A 17,001-nucleotide genomic window follows, 5' to 3' on the forward strand; every position below is an offset into this window, starting at 1 on the left:
TCATGCCGCTTTCCCCGCGCCGCGCTGCTTCGCTTGTCTCGCTCCTGCTGCTGACGGCCGCCGTGGGCTCCACGGTGGCCGGCTGCCGCCGCGCGGTGCGCCCGGACCTGGGGCAGGACCGCACGGTGGAGGCGGGCGTCCCGGTGGAGCTCGGCTCGCGCGAGGAGGGCGCTCCCGCCGTCACCTGGGAGTTGGGTGACGGCACCGCCTCCCGGCAGGCCGCGCGCCTGTCACATGCCTTCGCGAGGCCCGGCACGTACACCGTGCGCGCGCTGCACGAGGGCCAGGAAGTGGGCCACGTGCAGCTCACCGTGGTGCCCCGGCCGGTGCTGCGCGCGGTGCCCGCGGGCGCGCAGACGGTGCTGTGGGTGCCCCGGCTGCGCGGCAGTGTGGAGCCGCTGGTGGACTTCTACGAGCGGCTCATCGGCCCGGAGAACGCGCGGCGCTCGCTGGAGGAGGCCCCGCTGGTGTCGCTGCTCCTGCGCGGCCTGTACGGCGGCCCCGGCGGCGTGGTGGACCCGGAGGAGGGCTTCGGCTTCTTCCTCATGCCCGACTTCGACGGCGTGGTGGCGCTGCTGGGCGTGTACGAGCCCGCCGAGGCCCTGGACGCGGTGGGGCGCGAGCTGGAAGAGGCGGGCCACACGGTGATGCGGCAGGAGGACGGCTCGGCGCGAGTGGTGCCCGAGGACAACGGCCCGCCGATGCTGCTGTTCGAGGACCGGGGCTACGTCTACCTCGTGGTGCCGGAGAGTCCCGACGCGCCGGAGGAGGGCGAGCCCGTGCAGGCGCAGCTCGTGGTGTCTCCGGACCCGGAGGTGGTGCGGCGCCAGGTGAAGGGGCTCACCGGGGCCGGCCTGTCGGAGGAGCCGCTGCTGGGCGAGCTGCGCGGGAAGGTGGCCGAGGGCAGCGCGTACCTGTACTCGGGCGCGCGGCCGGAGCCTCAGGAGGAGCCGGGCCCGGTGCGCGGCTTCTTCGCGTCGCTGGGCGTGGGCGCGGGGGCGGAGACGATGGAGCTGGATGGCTTCCTCGCCTCGTCGCGGCCGCTGTTGCGCGGCGAGGGCGCGCCGGAGTCGGCGCTGCTGGAGCAGGCGGCGCTGGGGCCCATGGCGGCGGCGCAGCTGTCGGTGCCGCCCGAGGAGCTGGCGAAGCTGGCCTTCGGCGCGCCGGGCTCTCCCCGCCGCGAGCGCACGCTGGAGCGGTGGCGCCAGCAGGGGCTGGACGCGGAGGCGCTGTTGAAGGCGCTGCGCGGCGACGTGGCGATGCTGGTGTACTTCGACGCGCCCGCCTTCTTCCGCAACTTCATCCGCAACAAGCGGCCGGAGCCGAAGGGCACCGTGGTGGTGGAGGCGGGCCTCACCTCCGCGGAGGCGGTGCGCAAGCTCATCGACCAGCAGCTCCAGGACACGTCGCTGCGCTACACCACGCAGCCGCTGCCGGACGGCGTGCTGTACCGCACGCAGGTGCGTGAGCAACCCGTGGAGCTGCGCATCACCGAGCAGCGCGCGACGCTGCTGGCGGGCGAGCTGCTGGAGGGGCGCCCGCGCGGAGACGTGGGCGCGGCGCTGCGCGAGCGCTTCGGCGGCGCGGCGTTCGGCGCGGGGCACGTGTCGGTGATGGTGGACCTGGGGCGGCTGCGCGCGGACCTGCAGGCGCCGGAGGAGGTGCCGGGCGTGCCGGCGGGGCAGCTCGACGCGGCGCAGGCCTTCACCGGGGCGCTGTTGGATCAGCTCACGCCGCTGGACTCGGCCTTCCTGGACTTCTCGCTGGCGGAGGGCGGTGCGCGGCTCAAGGGGCGCGTCTCGCTGCGCGGCACGCGGGAGGTCTCGCGTTGAGCGGGCGAGTCACGGTCCTCTACTTCGCCGCGGCCCGGGAGCGCGCGGGCGGGGCGCGCGAGGCGCTGGAGGTACCCGAGGGCGCGCTCGTGCGCGACGTGCTGCGGCTCATCACCGAGCGGCACCCGGCGCTGGCGCCGCTGCTGCCGCACCTGCGCGTGGCGGTGGACCAGGAATTCGTGGGCCCGGAGGCGCCGGTGCGCGGTGGCGCGGAGGTGGCGCTGATTCCGCCGGTGGCGGGCGGCTCGCCGGGGTTGTTCCGCGTGGTGGACCGGCCGCTGCGCCTGGAAGAGGTGGTGGAGGCGGTGGGCGGTGAGGCCTTCGGCGGGCTGGTGACGTTCAGCGGCTCCGTGCGGAACCAGACGAAGGGCCGGCGCGTGCTGCGGCTGGAGTACGAGGCCTACGCGCCCATGGCGGAGAAGAAGCTGGCGGAGATTGGCGCGGAGGCGGCGGCGCAGTGGCCCGGGACGCGGCTGGCCATCGTCCACCGCGTGGGCACGCTGGTGCCGGGGGAGCTGGCGGTGGTCATCGCCGCGGCGGCGCCCCACCGGAAGGAGGCCTTCCGCGGCTGTGAGCACGCGATTGAGCGGCTCAAGCAGGACGTGCCCATCTGGAAGAAGGAGTTCTTCGAGGACGGCGACGTCTGGGTGGGCCTGGGGCCCTGACGCTCAGCGGACGCGGAAGAAGCCGGGGACGTGGATGTCGGTGCCGGCGTCGGTCTGCTGGGCGCGCTCGTCGTCGGTGAGCGGGCGCAGCGGGGTGTTCAGGCCCATGGCCTTGCGGCGCGCGGCTTCCTGTTCGGCGGCGGCCTTCAGGGCGCGCGCGTTGGACTCGGCGGCGCGCTCCGGGGTGGGGCCCGCGATGAGGAAGCCCACCGGCAGGCTGAGGAAGAGGGCGCTGACCACCATCAGCCAGCCGAAGTCCTTCAGCTGGAGGCGGCCGACGCGCTCCTTCACCACGGAGCTCTGCACCACCAGGTGGAGCTGTCCCTCGGTGAGGCGGAGCGTCGTGCCCTCGGACAGCTCCACGGACGTGCGGCCGTCCTGTCGGCGCAGGTCGGTCTCCGGGACGGAGCCGAAGGCATCTCCGCGCACCCGGCGCAGGGTGCTCACGGCGGGCGGCAGGTGGATGCGCCAGCCGCGCTCGGTGCGCTCGGCCAGGAGGAAGGGCTCTTCAGGGAGCGTGAAGCCGTAGAGGGGCAGGGCGGCCTTCTCGTCCGGGGCGGCGTGGACCTGGTCCTGCTCGGGGCCGTAGCTCCACGCCTCGGACAGGTTGGTGCCCCAGTAAAGCTCGCAGTACAGCCCTCCGCTCGGCTTGGTGCTCATCGCGCGCTGAAGCATAGGTCCTTCACCATTCCACGGCCCTTCGAAGTGTCCCGAGACGTCCCGCAGGCGACGTCCGCCGCCTGGCAGGTCCCTGGACAGCCGGGAGGGGGAAGAGGTTCCACGGGGCGGCACGCGTGTGCCGGGACCCCGTCACGGAGGCGTGCCCGCGGCGGTCGTGGGCTGACTGCCTTGTGTCGGCGTTGAGGGGGCGGACGTCGGCGCCGGAGCTTGCCCGGCCTCTACGCGCACGGTTCCACCCGAGGGTGTTGGGGGCGTCGCGGCCGGTACCGCGGCCTGGGCGGTCTCCCTGGTTCCAACCGTGCCCGGCGAAACCGGAGGCGAGGCGGCCGCCGGCGGTGCTCCTGGGGAAGCGGGTGTCGCTCCGCCGGATGCGGCGCCGTTGCCGGCCGCGACGGTCGGCGCGGCAGGGACGGGGAGCGCGCCCGCATCCGATGCCATCGCGGCGGCCGTGCTCTCGGTCGCGGCAACCGTGGCCGTGGTGCCCGCGTCGGCCGCTGCCGCCGGAGCCGGAGCACTCCCGGTGGCCACCGTCGCGCCCTGTGCCGGTGTCGACGCATCCAGCGCAACCGTGCCGCCCGTGGCGACCGCGCCCGCATCCGAGGGAACGACCGCCGCCGCCGGCCGTGCCACCGGAGCTCCACTTCCTGGCGCGGCCGTCACCGGTGCGGAGGCCGCTGGCACGGGCGCTCCCGGTGGAGTCGCCGCGCCCGCCACCACCGGTGCTGGAGGCTGCGCCGGCTCCGGAAGCGCCCGGCGAATCTCCGCGCCCGCCATCGCGACAATCGCCACGGCGATGCCGAGGAAGCCCACCGTCTGCGCCACCGTCTCCACGCGCGCGGGCAGCTTGCGTCCGCTCGCCGCCTCCACCAGGAGCAGCACCACCCGGCCGCCATCCAGCCCCGGCACGGGCAGCATCGTCAGCAGCGCCAGCGCCACCGAGGCGGCCACCAGCGCCCGCAGCAGCGCGTCCGCCCCGGAGGCCGCCGCGTCGGACGACTCCTGCCGCATCAGCGCCCCGGGCCCCACCGTGTCGTCCTGCCGCGGCCCCTTCACCAGCCGCACGAGCATCGCCAGCCCCTCGGTGGCCACGTTGCCCATGTGCGCGAACGAGTGCCTCAGCGCCTCACCGGCCTGGTGCGTCCGGTACACGTACTGCTGGCTCACGCCGATGCGGCCCGTGCCTCGCTCGTCCGGACGCGGGCGTACCCGCACCATGCGCTGCTCGCCATGCCGGTCCACGCCCAGCTCCAGCGTGCGGCCCGGCGCCTCGGCCACCTTCTCCACGAAGTCCGTCCAGCTGCGCAGCGGCTGACCGGCCACGCTGACGATGCGGTCTCCCGGCAGCAGCTGCGCCCGCGCCGCCTCCGAGCCGGGCTGCACCGTGCCCACCGTCAGCGGCACCACCACGTGCGTGCCCGACGTGTACAGCGCGAAGAGGATGCCCAGCGCCAGCGCCGCGTTGGCCAGCGGTCCCGCCAGGATGATGAACGCCCGCCGCAGCGGACCCACCGCGTGGAAGCTGGCCGGCTCCGCCGCGTCCGCGCGGTGCGGGTTCATCCCCTGCACGTGCGCGGTGGCGCCCAGCGGCACCGCGGCGAACACGTACTGCGTCCCCCACAACCGGAAGGACAGCAGGGGAGGACCGAAGCCGAACACGAAGCGCGGCACCTTCACGCCGAGCAGCCGCGCGGCGACGAGGTGCCCCAGCTCATGCAGGGCCAGCAGGGCCCCGAGGGCCAGGAGGACGAGCGCGTAGTGCATCCGCCGAGTGCCGTGTCCCTACAGCTCGTAGGCCCGGCAGTCGGAGAGGAGGGTGCCGTCCACGGTGGACTGGGGGTTGCGGTATTCAGCCATGAGGCCGAGTCTAACCGCGGCCGCCACGGCGCACTGCACCCAATGCGCCCCGTGGGGTATGGTGCGCGCCGTGTCCACCCCGAGACGCTTCCAGCTCCTCGTTCCCGCCCTCCTCGTGGTCGGCCTGGCCGGCTGCCTGCCCTATCCCCAGGACCAGGGCGACTATGTCCTCACCCCCGTCGAGGTCTTCCGCGACGAGTGTGGGCTGTACGAGTCCAATCGGGACAAGTTCGCGGGCACCCTGCAGGTGACCGGCCGTGTCGTCAGCCTGGACTTCGGCCTGCTGGACAGCCGGCTCACCGGCTACTTCCTGGAGAACGGGGACGACTTCGCCATCGACGGCAGCGTGGTGAACGCCGTCGCCGAGGTGAATGGCGAGGAGTGCCTGCTCGACCAGGTCAACCTCCACCTGGAGGGCACGACGCAATGTGAGACGCAGTTCGACGGCGTGCTGCGCGTGCGCTACGAGGCCCAGCGCCCGGACACGTGCGTGTGCGAGCTGTGGATGCGCTACGAAGCCGTCAAGGATTCGAAGCGCTGCGACTAGTTCGCTTGAGCCTTTCCCCGTGGGTTCCTAGAACAGAGGGGCGGTAGCCCATTCTGCGGAGGAGCCCATGGCTGAAACGCAGCACGAGATCCAGTCGGTCCTGACGGAGACACGCGTCTTCCCCCCGCCCGAGGCCTTCGCGCGGCAGGCCCACCTGCGCAGCATGGCGGACTACCAGCGGCTCTGGGACGAGGCCGCGAAGGACCCGGAAAAGTACTGGGGAGACAGGGCCCGCGAGGAGTTGTTCTGGAAGGAACCCTTCCGCACGGTGCTCGACTGGAAGCCGCCGCACGCGCGCTGGTTCGTCGAGGGCCGCACCAACCTGACCTACAACTGCCTGGACCGGCACCTGGACAAGCGCCGCGACAAGCCCGCCATCCTCTTCGAGGGCGAGCCCGGTGACCGGCGCCGAATCACCTACGGCGAGCTGTCCGCCGAGGTGAACCGCCTGGCCAACGGGCTCAAGTCCCTGGGCATCCGCAAGGGAGACCGCGTGGGCATCTACCTGCCCATGGTTCCCGAGGCGGCGGTGGCCATGCTGGCCTGTGCCCGCATCGGCGCGGTGCACTCGGTGGTGTTCGGCGGCTTCTCCGCCGAGGCGCTGCAGGAGCGCATGAACGACATGGGCGCGCGACTGCTGCTCACCGCCGACGGCGGCTGGCGCAAGGGCGCGGTGGTGCCGCTGCTGAAGAACGTGGAGGCCGCGCTCCCCCACATGCCCACCGTGGAGAAGGTGGTGGTGCTGCGGCGCACGAGTGACTCGCTGGCGTTGTCCGGGCCGAAGCTGCTGGCGTGGGACGCGCTGGTGAAGGCCCAGTCCGACGTGTGCGAGCCGGAGTGGGTGGAGAGCGAGCACCCGCTGTTCATCCTCTACACGTCCGGCTCCACCGGGAAGCCCAAGGGCGTGCTGCACACCACGGGCGGCTATGCCGTCATGACGTCGCTCACCATGCGCTGGGTGTTCGACCTGCAAGAGAACGACGTCTACTGGTGTACCGCGGACGTGGGCTGGGTGACGGGGCACAGCTACGTCGTGTACGGCCCGCTGATGAACGGCGTCACCACCGTCCTCTACGAGGGCGCGCCCACGCAGCCGGGGCCGGACCGCTTCTGGGAAATCATCGCGCGCTACAAGGCCACCATCCTCTACACCGCGCCCACCGCCATCCGCGCATTCATGCGCCTGGGCGAGGACCACCCGCGCAAGCACGACCTGTCCTCGCTGCGCCTGCTGGGCAGCGTGGGCGAGCCCATCAACCCCGAGGCCTGGATGTGGTACCGCGAAGTCATCGGCGGCAACCGGTGCCCCGTGGTGGACACGTGGTGGCAGACGGAGACAGGCGCCATCATGATTTCGCCGCTGCCGGGCGCCACGCCGACGAAGCCTGGCTCGGCGACGCTGCCGCTGCCCGGCATCCACGCGGAGATTCTGGACCGGCAGGGCAACGCGGTGCCGAAGGGGCAGGGCGGCCTGCTGTTCATCACCCGGCCGTGGCCCTCCATGCTGCGCACCATCTACGGAGACCCGGAGCGGTACGTGCGCACGTACTTCAGCGAGCTGCCGGGGAAGTACTTCACCGGCGACGGCGCGCGCACGGACCCGGATGGATACTTCTGGCTGATGGGCCGCGTGGATGACGTGGTGAACGTGGCCGGTCATCGCCTGGGCACCGCCGAGGTGGAGAGCGCGCTGGTGGCGCACCCGCGCATCGCCGAGGCCGCCGTGGTGGGCCGCCCTGACGATTTGAAGGGCACCGCGTTGGTGGCCTTCGTCACGCTCAAGCAGGGCAACGCGCCGTCGCCCGAGCTGAAGAAGGAACTCGCCGCGCACGTGGGCAAGGAGATTGGTGCCATTGCCCGGCCGGATGAAATCCGCTTCGCGGAGGCGCTGCCGAAGACGCGCTCCGGGAAGATCATGCGCCGGCTGCTGCGCGACGTGGCCGCGGGCAAGCAGTCCACGCAGGACACCACCACGCTGGAGGACCTCAACGTCCTCGCGGCGCTGCGGCAGAACGACGAGTAGCGCACGCAGGCTCGCACCGTGGGGCAATGACAGGCCCCGGAGTCGCCTCGAATCAACGGGCGGCGCCGGGGCCTTCGCATGTGCGGCTCCCAGGTGCGCGGCAGCCACTCCGACCCACCCGGTCACCCGCTCGAACATGTCGAGACAGACGGCTACCGGTGAGTCTCCAGGCAAGCGCTTGCTCGGATTGCCTGAGTCGCATGCAAGGGCAGGTTTTCGCTCTGTGCCGCACATTCCTTCGAGTCGGAAGAAACGAATACAGCCCGGTCGTCTTAGTAGCCCGGTTGACAGTGAAAAGATGCAAAGGCATTAAATACGACCCGGCTCGCCCCCCAAGCGTCTTGGCTCTCGTCCCCGCGATGCCCCCCTCCTCCCCTGGAAGTGCTTCATGGATTTGCGTGACCAGTTGGAATCCCCCCTCTTCACCCACTTCATCTCCAACTACGCGCAGCCGACGGGGCCGGACCTGCTGGGGCGGACGGAGGAGTTCTTCCAGTGGCAGGAGGCGCGGCGCCAGACGGGACTCTGGCCGTACTCGCGGAGCCTGGAGTCAGCTCCCACGGCGGAGTGCGGAGTGCGGGCGGAGACGGGTGAGGCGCAGCTGGGATTGAACTTCGGCTCGCAGGACTACCTGGGGCTTTCCACGCATCCGGAAGTGGTGGCCACGGCGCACAGGGCCATCGAGCAGTACGGTTTGCACAGCGCGGGCTCGGCGATGCTGGGGGGCAACACGGCGCCGTCGCTGATGCTGGAGAAGGCGCTGGCGGAGCACCTGCAGATGCCGCACGTGGCGCTGTTCTCCACGGGCTGGGGCGCGGGCTTTGGCACCATCGTCGGGCTGGTGCGCCCGGATGACCACGTGGTGCTGGACGCGCTGTCGCACCAGTGCCTGCAGCAGGGCGCCGCCGCCGCCACGCAGAACGTGAGCCGCGTGCCGCACCTGAGCAACCGCGCCATGCGCCGCAAGCTGCAGGAGATTCGCGCCCGCGACGCGCGCAACGGCGTGCTCGTCGTCACCGAGGGCCTGTTCTCCATGGACTCGGACGTGCCGCGGCTGGAGGAGCTCCAGTCCATCTGCCGCGAGTTCAGCGCCACGCTGCTGGTGGACGTGGCCCACGACCTGGGCGCGCTGGGGCCTCGCGGCACGGGCAGCCTGGGCGTGCAGGGGCTGCTCGGGAAGGTGGACCTGGTGGTGGGCGCCTTCTCCAAGACGTTCGCCTCCAACGGCGGCTTCATGGCGACGCGCAACCCGGCGGTGCGCCAGTTCGTCCGCGTCATGGGCGGGCCGCACATCTTCTCCAACGCACTGCTGCCCATCCAGGCGGCGGTGGTGCTGGAGGCGCTGCGCATCGTCCGCTCGGAAGAGGGTGAGGCGCTGCGCATGAAGGCCCGGGAGAACAGCGTGGCCCTGCGCACCGCGTTCTCGGAGCGCGGCATCGAGTGCCTCGGTGAGCCCTCCAACGTCGTGCCGGTGCCGGTGGGCGACCCGAAGGTGGCCCGCCTGGCCGCCAAGCTCGTCTTCGAGCGCGGCATCTTCTCCAACCTGGTGGAGTACCCCGCGGTGCGCCTGCGCGAGACGCGCTTCCGCATGCAGGTCATGGCGACGCACACGCCGGAGCAGGCGCGCCACGCCGCCGAGGTGGTGTCCGGCGCGATTGAAGAGGCCCGCCGGCTGGTGAAGTCGCAGTCCCGGCCCTCCCGCGCGGCGCTGCGCGAGGAGCGCACCCACGTCGAGCTGTAGCCGGTGCCCGCGAGGCCCCGCTCCATTCACGGAGCGGGGCGCCGCTCACGTGTCGTCGCGGCTGACGTCCTTCAGGTGGGTGACGTCGCCCCACGTCACCAGCCGCAGCGTGCCGTCGTGGTCGTCGAACTGGTTCCACCCCGCGTTGAGCACGGAGAAGGCGCGGGGCGTGCTGTGCGGAATCCCCAGGCTGTGGCGGAACAGCAGGCTCAGCACGCCGCCGTGGGTCACCGCCACCACCCGCTCTCCCCGGTGGCGACTGCCCAGCTCCCGCAGGCACTCCATCGCGTGCGCCAGCCGTTGCCCCGTGCTCTCTCCCTCGGGGACGACGTAGTCCGGCCCGCCATTGGAGTAGCGCTCGAACACCTCCGGGTGGCGGTGGTTCGCCTCTTCCCGCGTCAGCCCCTCGAGGATGCCCAGGCCCCGCTCGCGCAGCCGCGTGTCCGGGACGACGGCGTGCCCCGTGCGCGCGGCGATGCGCCGGGCCGTCTCCAGCGCCCGGCCCAAGTCACTGCTGTAGAGCGCCTGGAAGCGCACCACCGCGAGTCGCACGGCGAGCGCATCCGCCTGGCGCAGCCCCTCGCGGCTCAGCGCGCTGTCCCGGTGCCCCTGCAGCCGGTTCTGTGAGTTCCACTCCGTCTCGCCGTGTCGGATGAGGATGAGCTCGGTCTTCAACGGGCCCGCTCCAGGTGGGTCATCGCTTCTTCGAGCAGCGCGGCCACGCCCCGGCGCACCACGTGCACCACCTTGTGGCTGTAGGCCGGCCCGCCGTGCGTGTAGTGCCCGCTCACCTTGTGGTGCAGCTCCGTGGCGCCCCACACCAGCACCAGGTCCGCCCAGTCCAAGTCACTGCGCGCCCGGTCCGACGTGCGCCGCTCGGTGCCGTCCACCATGCGCAAATCAATCTGGTCCCCGAGCTTCTCCTCCAGCTCCTCGCGCACCGCCGGCGAGCCGCCCACGATGACCACCTTGCGCACGCCGTGGCGACGGCAGCTCTCCACGAAGGCCACCTCCGCGCGCCGGTTGGCCGAGCCCCCGCACCGCGCGCAGTGACTGCGCGGCTCCACGCGCAGCGGCTCCTTGCCGCTCGCCTGCGCCACCTTGAGGCACGCCGTGTCCGCGCACACGTAGAAGAAGCGGCCGTCCAGCAGCTCGGCGGCCTTGAGCAGCTTCGGCTCGCTCATGCGCTGCTTGCCTTCGCGGGTGAGCTTCGCCTCCTCCAGCACGGCGCGGGCGCGGGCGCGGGCGTCGGGCAGGGTGATGCCTCGCGCCGCCATCCAAACGTCGATGTCCTGGTCCGAGCTCACGGTTTCGTCGTCGGGGAAGGCATAGCGGGGAACAGCTCCGTCTGCACGGCGGAGGGCGTGGAGGCGGGCCCCAGTCCGAGCGCCTCGCGCACCGGCGCGAAGCTCCGGCGGTGGATGGGCAGCACGCCCTTCTCCTTCAGCGCCTGCACGTGCTGCGGCGTCGGGTAGCCCTTGTGGGCGGCCAACCCGTAGCCGGGGTACTGCGTGTCCAGCTCCGCCATCAGCCTGTCGCGCGTCGTCTTCGCGAGGATGGAGGCCGCGGCGATGCTCATGGAGAGCGTGTCACCCTTGATGATGCCGCGCTGGGGCGAGGGGCACTCCGGAATCTTCCGCGCGTCCACCAGCACGAAGTCCGGCCTCAGCCCCAGGCCCTCCACCGCGCGGCGCATGGCCAGCAGGCCCGCGTGGTAGATGTTGATGCGGTCGATTTCCTCCACCTCCGCCCGCCCCACCGCCCACGCCACCGCGTCGCGCTTGATGGCCACCGCGAGCTCCTCGCGCTTCTCCGCGTCGATAATCTTCTTCGAGTCGTCCAGCCCCTTGAGCCGGTAGCCCTTCGGCAGCACCGCCGCGGCGGCCACCACCGGGCCGGCCAGCGGCGCCATGCCCGCCTCGTCCACGCCCGCCACGTGCGTCAGGCCCTGCTCCCACAACTCCACCTCGAACTTCAGCAGGTGGCGCAGGCGCTGGCCCTCGGAGCGGTTGCGCTCCTGCCGCGCCCGGATGCGCCGGGCAAGCTCCCGCGCGCCCCGCCGCGAGTCCTCGTCCAGGGCCTCCAGCAGGCCGGCGGGCACGGGGTGGGAGTGGGTGACGTAGCGCTCCGTCAGCTCGGAGAGCGCGCACTGGAGAAGCTGTTCCACGCTGTCTGTGGACATGATGATGACCGGTGATGCCTACCCGAGAGGTAGCGCGCCGGCATGACCTCGTGGAGGGGGAACCCGTCTTCCGCCCGGACACGTTCCCCCTCCCGCGCACGGGACGGCGCCCGGCTGGCGGGTCGCCCTGGAGGCGGAGAGGGTGGGGCGCAGGGAGGGCAGGCGGGCGTTGCGCATGGCGTTAGCCGTACCCCAGGCGAAGGGGGCAGCACAACCTCCCCGGTGCGAAGCCCGGAAGTCCCGCGCGCAAAAGCGGGCCGGGCCCCGGCCCTACGGATTCAGCTCGAGCTGCAGCGTACCCGGTTCCGGTACGCAGTTGCAGGTGTCACACGTCCACTCGACGCGCTGCGCGGACGACACCTTGGAGCCGGCGTTGGCCACCACGCGCACCGGGCTGGGCGCGAGCGACTCGTTGATGGCGGTGGTGACACCGAACTCGTCGGTCACCCCGGTGATGCTCACGTTCGACGTCAGGTTGGTGGCCGTCACGGTGGCACCCCGGACGCGAGCCCCCTCCGCCGTCACCACCTCCACCCTCAACGCCACCAGCTCCGCCTGACAATCATCCTCTCCGCGCTCGACACGCGGAGCCTCGTCGCAGCCGGCGAGGAGAGACAGACCAAGGAGCCACCACCACCCACGCACCCGAACCATGATGCGCTTCAAGGTGGTGCTCGACGGGGCTCGCGGCAACGCTGTTGTCAGTCGGAAGACGGAGGCACGCGCTCTCGCGCGAAGCGCGCCGCGCTCGAGTCCGGATAGCGGTGCAACACGTACCGGTAGACCTCTTCCGCGCGCGCCGTTTCGCGCATCCGCTCGCCCAATACACGCGCCAGAAGTACCAACGCACGGGGCGCGGTGGGGTCATCTGGCGCCACATCTGCCGCGGACTCCAACGCCGCTACCGCCAGTGGGAAGTTTCCTTCCACGGCCGCGGCCTGTCCGACGAACAGGTGGTGCGCCGGAGGGACTCGCACCTCTGACTGCACCCGCAGTGTCGTGTACAGGGCCATTGCCTGGGGCACGTCCCGCGCCTCCACGGCGGACGCCAGCGCGGAGAGCCCGTCGCTCATGGTCTGCCGGGCCGCGTCCTTCACCTCGGTGAACGATTCCACCCCGTCCGGCAGGGTGGGCAGCGGCGCGTCCTCGCGCAGGGGCGGGGCCACCAGGCGCGGCCCGGTGTCTCCGAGGATGGGGACCCAATAGTCCCGCGCCACGCCGTACCCCAGCGAGTCCCCCCGGACGAACAGCAGCAGCCCCAGCACGTGCGCCGCAGTGAAGGGGGCGACGAGCGTGACAGCCTCCGCCAGCACGCGTGAGATGAAGACCAGGTCCAGCCACCGCAGCGCATGGGCGATGCCGTGCGCCCCCAGGTGCACCACGCCCAGGAGCACGAGCGCGCCCACGGTGAGCAGGTAGTCGCGGCCCAGGGCGCGCACCATCCGCAGCACGGCCGGCACGTTGTAGATGGCCGTGGGCGGCATGCCCGCCGCCGTGACGAGCAGCGCCTGGGGCTGCCACACGACGCCCAGCAGCAGCAGGCCCCAGAGCACCGGGTCTCTCAGCAGCTCAGGGGGGACGTTGTCCCCCGTCAGGATGAAGCCGAGGCCGTACCAGCCGGTGTGCCCCGGGCGCAGGAAGGCGGTGTAGACGATGGCCGGCATCCACACCGCGGCGAAGGCCGTCAGCCCGCGGATGCCGGGGATGATTGCGTCGTTGAAGAAGTCGGTGAACTCCGGCGTCTCCAGCTCCGTGTCACCCAGGGAGGATCGCCGCACCAGGATGAAAAAGGTGGCCCAGAACATGCTGCCGTACAGCGCCAGGGGCAGCACCTTCAGGAAGGGGGCGGTCGTCTCCAGCAAGAACCCGAGGGCGGCCAGCACGAGGCTCACCGCCGTCAGCACCTGGAGCCCGGACGCGGTGAAGACGTAACGCCAGGCGCGCGTCAGTCGCCGGGCCAGTGGCTCGCGGCCGCGGTGGGCGAGGATGGGCTGGGCTCCGCCTCCGCAGAGGCCGCACGCCACCAGCTCCACCGTCTGCGCGCGCCGCCCCACCGCGCAGTCGGGGCACAGCGCCGCCTCGCACGTCTGGCAGCGCCAGCCGGCGGGCGCGCGCGGATGTTGCTGGCAGAAGGGCTGCGGCGAGTCCGCGTCCACGGCATCCGGGGGAAGGGCGTTCATCGCCCCGGAGCCTATGACGGGCCGGGGGCCTCGTCCCAGGGGGCTCCGAGCCACGCCTGGAACGCCGCCTTCTGCGCGTCCGTGGGGCGCTCCACCCGGGACAACCACACGACCTCGGCGGGCTTCTGGCCCAGCACCACCGGCACCTCCAGCAGCCTGTCCCGGCGGAACACCGTCACCCGCACCGTCTCCCCGGGCCGCCGGTCCTCGCACCGGCCGAGCAGGCCCGCGCCGTCCACCTTCCACCCGTCCAGCGCCACCACGTCGTCTTCCACGTAGAGGCCGGCCTCCTGCGCGGGCGAACCCTCCAGCACCAGGGCCACCGTGGAGCTCCCCTTCGTGGTGAGGCCCAGCCAGCCCTTCGCACGGACCTCGCCGGCCTTGCCCTTGGGAGGCGGGGTGCCGCCCTTGTCATTGGCGGACTCGCGCGGCCGGAAGCTGGGCTCCAGCCCCACGTGCGAGAAGACGGAGTAGTCCAGCTCCTCGGTGGTGCGCAGCGCCCGGTCGAAGAAGGGCGTCAGGTCCGTGCCGGCCACCTCGCTCGCCGCCGCCTCCACGCCCTCTTCGGGGACTCCGGAGCCGTCGCCGTAGCGCTGCCACAACAGGCGCATCACGTCGTCCAGGCTCTTCACGTCGCCGGTGGCGCGGCGGATTTCGAGGTCCAGCAGCGCCGAGACGACCTCACCCTTCAGGTAGTACGAGATGGCGCTGTTGGGCGAGTGCTCGTCCGGGCGGTAGTGCTTCACCCAGCTCACCAGCGACGCCTCGGCCAGCGTCTGCACGCGGCGTCCCGGGGTGGAGTGGAGCGTGGTGAGCGTCTCACCCAGGCGGGTGACGTAGCGCTGCGCGGACATCAGCCCCGCGCGGCGCACGAAGAGGTTGTCGTAGTACGCGGTGGAGCCCTCGAAGGCCCACAGCAGCGAGGTGTAGTTCTCCTGCGAGTAGTCGAAGGGCACCAGCGCCCGGGGCTTCACCCGCTTGATGTTCCACAGGTGGAAGTACTCGTGCGCGGCCAGCGTGAGCAGGTCCTCCCAGCCGCGCGAGCTGGACAGCCCCGCGCGAGGGAAGAGCAGGGCGGTGCTGGCCTGGTGCTCCAGCCCGCCGCGGCCCTTGTCCGTCAGGTACACCAGGAAGAGGTAGCGGGGGACGGGCAGCCCGCCGTACAGCCGCGCCTGGGCCTCGCAGATGCGCTGCAGGTCCGAGCACAGCCGCTCCGCGTCGGACACGGTGTCACCCCACACGACGACTTCGTGCGGCACGCCCGCGGCGGTGAAGGTGAGGGGCGTGTGCGGCCCCACCTCGAAGGGGCTGTCCACCAGCGTGTCGTAGTCCCGCGCGATGAAGGCGTCCTCGCGCTGCCCCAGCGCGCAGAACGCCCGCCAGCCCGGAGGCGCGTCCACGGTGACGTGGTGCTCCAGGTCGCGCGTGGCCTCCGTGTAGAGGAAGACACAGGCGCCGTTGAAGAAGGCGTGCGTGCCGTCCAGGTGGCTGGTGCGCACCGTGAGCTCGTTGGCGTAGACGCGGTAGCGCAGGGTGACGGCGCGGCCGCCCGCCTGCACGCGCCAGGTGCGCTTGTCCACCCGCCCCACCGTCAGCGGCGCGCCGTCTGGCCCGGACGCGGCCATGTCCTGCACGTGCCGGGCGAACTCGCGCACCAGGTAGCTGCCGGGCGTCCACACCGGCAGCATCGCGTGGAGCACGTCGTGCCCCTCCGGGAAGGTGGCCTCCACCTCCAGCAGGTGCGAGTGCGGCCGGGACATGGAAACGCGGTAGCGGACGGCGTGGGGCATGACCGGGGTCTCTCTGCTCGGGGAGGCTACTTCGCGCGGACGAGCACGGCGCCGAAGAAGCCGTCTGTGCCGTGCGTGTGCGGTGCCAGCCGCAGGTAGGGGCCGGGGGCCACCTTCGGTCCCAGCTCCGGGCCCAGCAGCTCCGCCACCGGGCGCACGGTGAAGTCGGGGTGCTTGGCCAGGAAGTCCTCGATGACGCCCTCGTTCTCCGCTTGGAGCACGCTGCACGTGCCGTAGATGAGGCGGCCGCCGGGCTTCACCAGCATGGCGAAGCGCGCGAGCAGCGCCTTCTGCCGGCCCACGTGCATCTCGAGGTCCTCGGGCGTGAGGCGGTAGCGCGCGTCCGGCTTGCGGCGGAAGGTGCCGGTGCCGCTGCACGGTGCATCCACGAGCACGCGGTCCGCCTTGCCCTTGAGCGGCTCCAGCGCGGCGTCCGCCTCCGGTCCCTCATGGGGGATGAGCTGGGCGCGCACGTTGTGCACCCCGGCGCGGCGCGCGCGCTTCTTGAGGTCCTCCATGCGGCGCTCGTCCACGTCCAGCGCGTGCAAATCTCCGCGGTTCTTCATCTGCGCGGCGAGCTGTAGCGTCTTGCCGCCAGCGCCCGCGCACGCGTCCACCACGCGCGTGGGCGGCGCGTCCACGAGCATGCCGAGCAGCTGGCTGCCTTCGTCCTGCAGCTCCAGGAAGCCTTCGCGGAAGCTCTCCAGGGCGAAGACGTTGAGGCGCGACTCCAGGTGCAGGCCCATGGGGGACAGCGGGGTGGGGGTGGTGTCCACGCCCTCGGCCTTGAGGCGCTTGGCGAGCGCGTCGCGGTCGCCCTTGAGGAGGTTGGCGCGGCCGGTGAGGGGGGCGCGCTCGTTCATCGCCTCGGCGGCGCGGGCGGCGTCGCGGCCGAACTGCTTGCGGAAGAGGTCCGCGAGGAAGTCCGGCAGCGAGGCGGCGATGGGGAAGCGCTCGCGCTCCGGCAGGGCCTCCAGCACGGCGGCGGCTTCCGGCAGCGAGCCGAGGGCCGCGGCGTCAGCCGGGCTCAGGGCGCTGGTGCGCACCACGGTATCGACGGGCTCACCGTAGAGGACGCGCGAGGTGGCCAGGCGCAGTACGTCCTGGCGCGTCTTGTCGAGCGCGTCGAAGCGCGGGTGGGCGCGGGAGAGGAGGAAGTCCACCGTGCGCTGGCGGCGCAGCAGGCCGTAGACGCGCTCGGCCACGGCGCGGCGCTCGTTGGAGTAGAGGTTCTTCTTGTGGCGCAGGACGAAGTCGAGCGCGCGGTCGGACAGGCGGCCCTCGTGACGGACGGCGCCGTAGGCCTCGAGGCACGCCTGGAGGACGAGGTCCTCGCGCACGGGGCGCTCGTAGCGCTCGGGGTTCCGGGCGCGCTCGGCGGGGGAGACGCGCTCGGGGCGCTCGCCGCGGTCAGCGCGCTTGGAGTGGCCGAAGCGGCCGGTGCCGTCCGAGCGCCAGGCGCGCTCGGTGCGGCCGGTGCCCTCGCCACGGTCGGAGCGGCCCGGG

14 protein-coding genes are annotated in these 17,001 nt (G+C 72.2%); 5 read left to right on the forward strand and 9 right to left on the reverse strand.

The window, feature by feature from the left end; genetic code table 11:
* The first annotated feature begins 2 nt into the window (after positions 1-2).
* A complete protein-coding gene (locus G4D86_RS26545; RefSeq protein ID WP_163996835.1) occupies positions 3-1,832 on the forward strand; it encodes a PKD domain-containing protein in 1,830 nt (609 codons plus the stop codon).
* Positions 1,829-2,497 (forward strand): molybdopterin converting factor subunit 1, encoded by a 669-nt coding sequence (gene moaD / locus G4D86_RS53885; RefSeq protein WP_163996836.1) that lies wholly within the window; start codon positions 1,829-1,831, stop codon positions 2,495-2,497. Before G4D86_RS26545 ends, moaD begins: the two co-directional genes overlap by 4 nt.
* Before the next feature lie 3 nt (positions 2,498-2,500).
* Here moaD and G4D86_RS26555 read toward each other — a convergent pair whose 3' ends face one another.
* Together G4D86_RS26555 and G4D86_RS26560 are read right to left on the reverse strand one after the other, a co-directional pair.
* Positions 2,501-3,157 (reverse strand): hypothetical protein, encoded by a 657-nt coding sequence (locus G4D86_RS26555; protein WP_240360486.1) that lies wholly within the window; start codon positions 3,155-3,157, stop codon positions 2,501-2,503.
* A gap of 150 nt (positions 3,158-3,307) precedes the next feature.
* Positions 3,308-4,939, reverse strand: a complete 1,632-nt coding sequence (locus G4D86_RS26560; RefSeq protein ID WP_163996838.1) for a M50 family metallopeptidase — start codon at positions 4,937-4,939, stop codon at positions 3,308-3,310.
* Positions 4,940-5,102: 163 nt separating this feature from the next.
* On the opposite strand from G4D86_RS26560, the gene G4D86_RS26565 reads away from it, so the two are divergent.
* The 3 genes from G4D86_RS26565 to G4D86_RS26575 all read left to right on the forward strand — a co-directional run bounded on the left by G4D86_RS26565 (position 5,103) and on the right by G4D86_RS26575 (position 9,343).
* On the forward strand, positions 5,103-5,579 hold the full coding sequence (locus tag G4D86_RS26565; protein WP_338050621.1) for a hypothetical protein: 477 nt from the start codon (positions 5,103-5,105) through the stop codon (positions 5,577-5,579).
* 67 nt (positions 5,580-5,646) lie between these two features.
* A complete protein-coding gene (gene acs, locus G4D86_RS26570; RefSeq protein WP_163996839.1) occupies positions 5,647-7,602 on the forward strand; it encodes an acetate--CoA ligase in 1,956 nt (651 codons plus the stop codon).
* A gap of 388 nt (positions 7,603-7,990) precedes the next feature.
* A complete protein-coding gene (locus G4D86_RS26575) occupies positions 7,991-9,343 on the forward strand; it encodes an aminotransferase class I/II-fold pyridoxal phosphate-dependent enzyme (RefSeq protein WP_163996840.1) in 1,353 nt (450 codons plus the stop codon).
* A gap of 45 nt (positions 9,344-9,388) precedes the next feature.
* Here the strand turns inward: G4D86_RS26575 and G4D86_RS26580 are convergent, their stop codons facing one another.
* From G4D86_RS26580 to G4D86_RS26610, 7 genes are all read right to left on the reverse strand, one after another.
* Positions 9,389-10,018, reverse strand: a complete 630-nt coding sequence (locus tag G4D86_RS26580) for a histidine phosphatase family protein (RefSeq protein ID WP_163996841.1) — start codon at positions 10,016-10,018, stop codon at positions 9,389-9,391.
* Positions 10,015-10,650 carry a hypothetical protein gene (locus G4D86_RS26585; protein WP_163996842.1) on the reverse strand — a complete coding sequence of 212 codons (636 nt, stop codon included), beginning with the start codon at positions 10,648-10,650 and terminating at the stop codon, positions 10,015-10,017. The genes G4D86_RS26580 and G4D86_RS26585 overlap by 4 nt, the downstream gene beginning before the upstream one ends.
* On the reverse strand, positions 10,647-11,525 hold the full coding sequence (locus tag G4D86_RS26590; RefSeq protein WP_163996843.1) for a ribonuclease HII: 879 nt from the start codon (positions 11,523-11,525) through the stop codon (positions 10,647-10,649). The genes G4D86_RS26585 and G4D86_RS26590 overlap by 4 nt, the downstream gene beginning before the upstream one ends.
* Positions 11,526-11,795: 270 nt before the next feature.
* A complete protein-coding gene (locus G4D86_RS26595; protein ID WP_240360487.1) occupies positions 11,796-12,179 on the reverse strand; it encodes a carboxypeptidase regulatory-like domain-containing protein in 384 nt (127 codons plus the stop codon).
* 47 nt (positions 12,180-12,226) lie between these two features.
* Positions 12,227-13,705, reverse strand: a complete 1,479-nt coding sequence (locus tag G4D86_RS26600; RefSeq protein WP_163996845.1) for a B-box zinc finger protein — start codon at positions 13,703-13,705, stop codon at positions 12,227-12,229.
* A gap of 11 nt (positions 13,706-13,716) precedes the next feature.
* On the reverse strand, positions 13,717-15,495 hold the full coding sequence (locus tag G4D86_RS26605) for a M61 family metallopeptidase (protein ID WP_163996846.1): 1,779 nt from the start codon (positions 15,493-15,495) through the stop codon (positions 13,717-13,719).
* A gap of 26 nt (positions 15,496-15,521) precedes the next feature.
* Positions 15,522-16,835, reverse strand: a complete 1,314-nt coding sequence (locus tag G4D86_RS26610; protein ID WP_240360502.1) for an RsmB/NOP family class I SAM-dependent RNA methyltransferase — start codon at positions 16,833-16,835, stop codon at positions 15,522-15,524.
* Positions 16,836-17,001: the final 166 nt, after the last annotated feature.

The sequence above is a fragment of the Pyxidicoccus caerfyrddinensis genome, assembly GCF_010894405.1.
GTDB classification, from domain to species: Bacteria; Myxococcota; Myxococcia; order Myxococcales; family Myxococcaceae; genus Myxococcus; species Myxococcus caerfyrddinensis.

Bases quoted from the DNA above. Each gene is read 5' to 3' on its own strand.
- G4D86_RS26545 (WP_163996835.1), top strand. From the start codon at position 3: ATGCCGCTTTCCCCGCGCCGCGCTGCTTCGCTTGTCTCGCTCCTGCTG.
- G4D86_RS26555 (WP_240360486.1), bottom strand. From the start codon at position 3,157: ATGAGCACCAAGCCGAGCGGAGGGCTGTACTGCGAGCTTTACTGGGGC.
- G4D86_RS26560 (WP_163996838.1), bottom strand. From the start codon at position 4,939: ATGCACTACGCGCTCGTCCTCCTGGCCCTCGGGGCCCTGCTGGCCCTG.
- acs (WP_163996839.1), top strand. From the start codon at position 5,647: ATGGCTGAAACGCAGCACGAGATCCAGTCGGTCCTGACGGAGACACGC.
- G4D86_RS26575 (WP_163996840.1), top strand. From the start codon at position 7,991: ATGGATTTGCGTGACCAGTTGGAATCCCCCCTCTTCACCCACTTCATC.
- G4D86_RS26590 (WP_163996843.1), bottom strand. From the start codon at position 11,525: ATGTCCACAGACAGCGTGGAACAGCTTCTCCAGTGCGCGCTCTCCGAG.
- G4D86_RS26595 (WP_240360487.1), bottom strand. From the start codon at position 12,179: ATGGTTCGGGTGCGTGGGTGGTGGTGGCTCCTTGGTCTGTCTCTCCTC.
- G4D86_RS26600 (WP_163996845.1), bottom strand. From the start codon at position 13,705: ATGAACGCCCTTCCCCCGGATGCCGTGGACGCGGACTCGCCGCAGCCC.
- G4D86_RS26605 (WP_163996846.1), bottom strand. From the start codon at position 15,495: ATGCCCCACGCCGTCCGCTACCGCGTTTCCATGTCCCGGCCGCACTCG.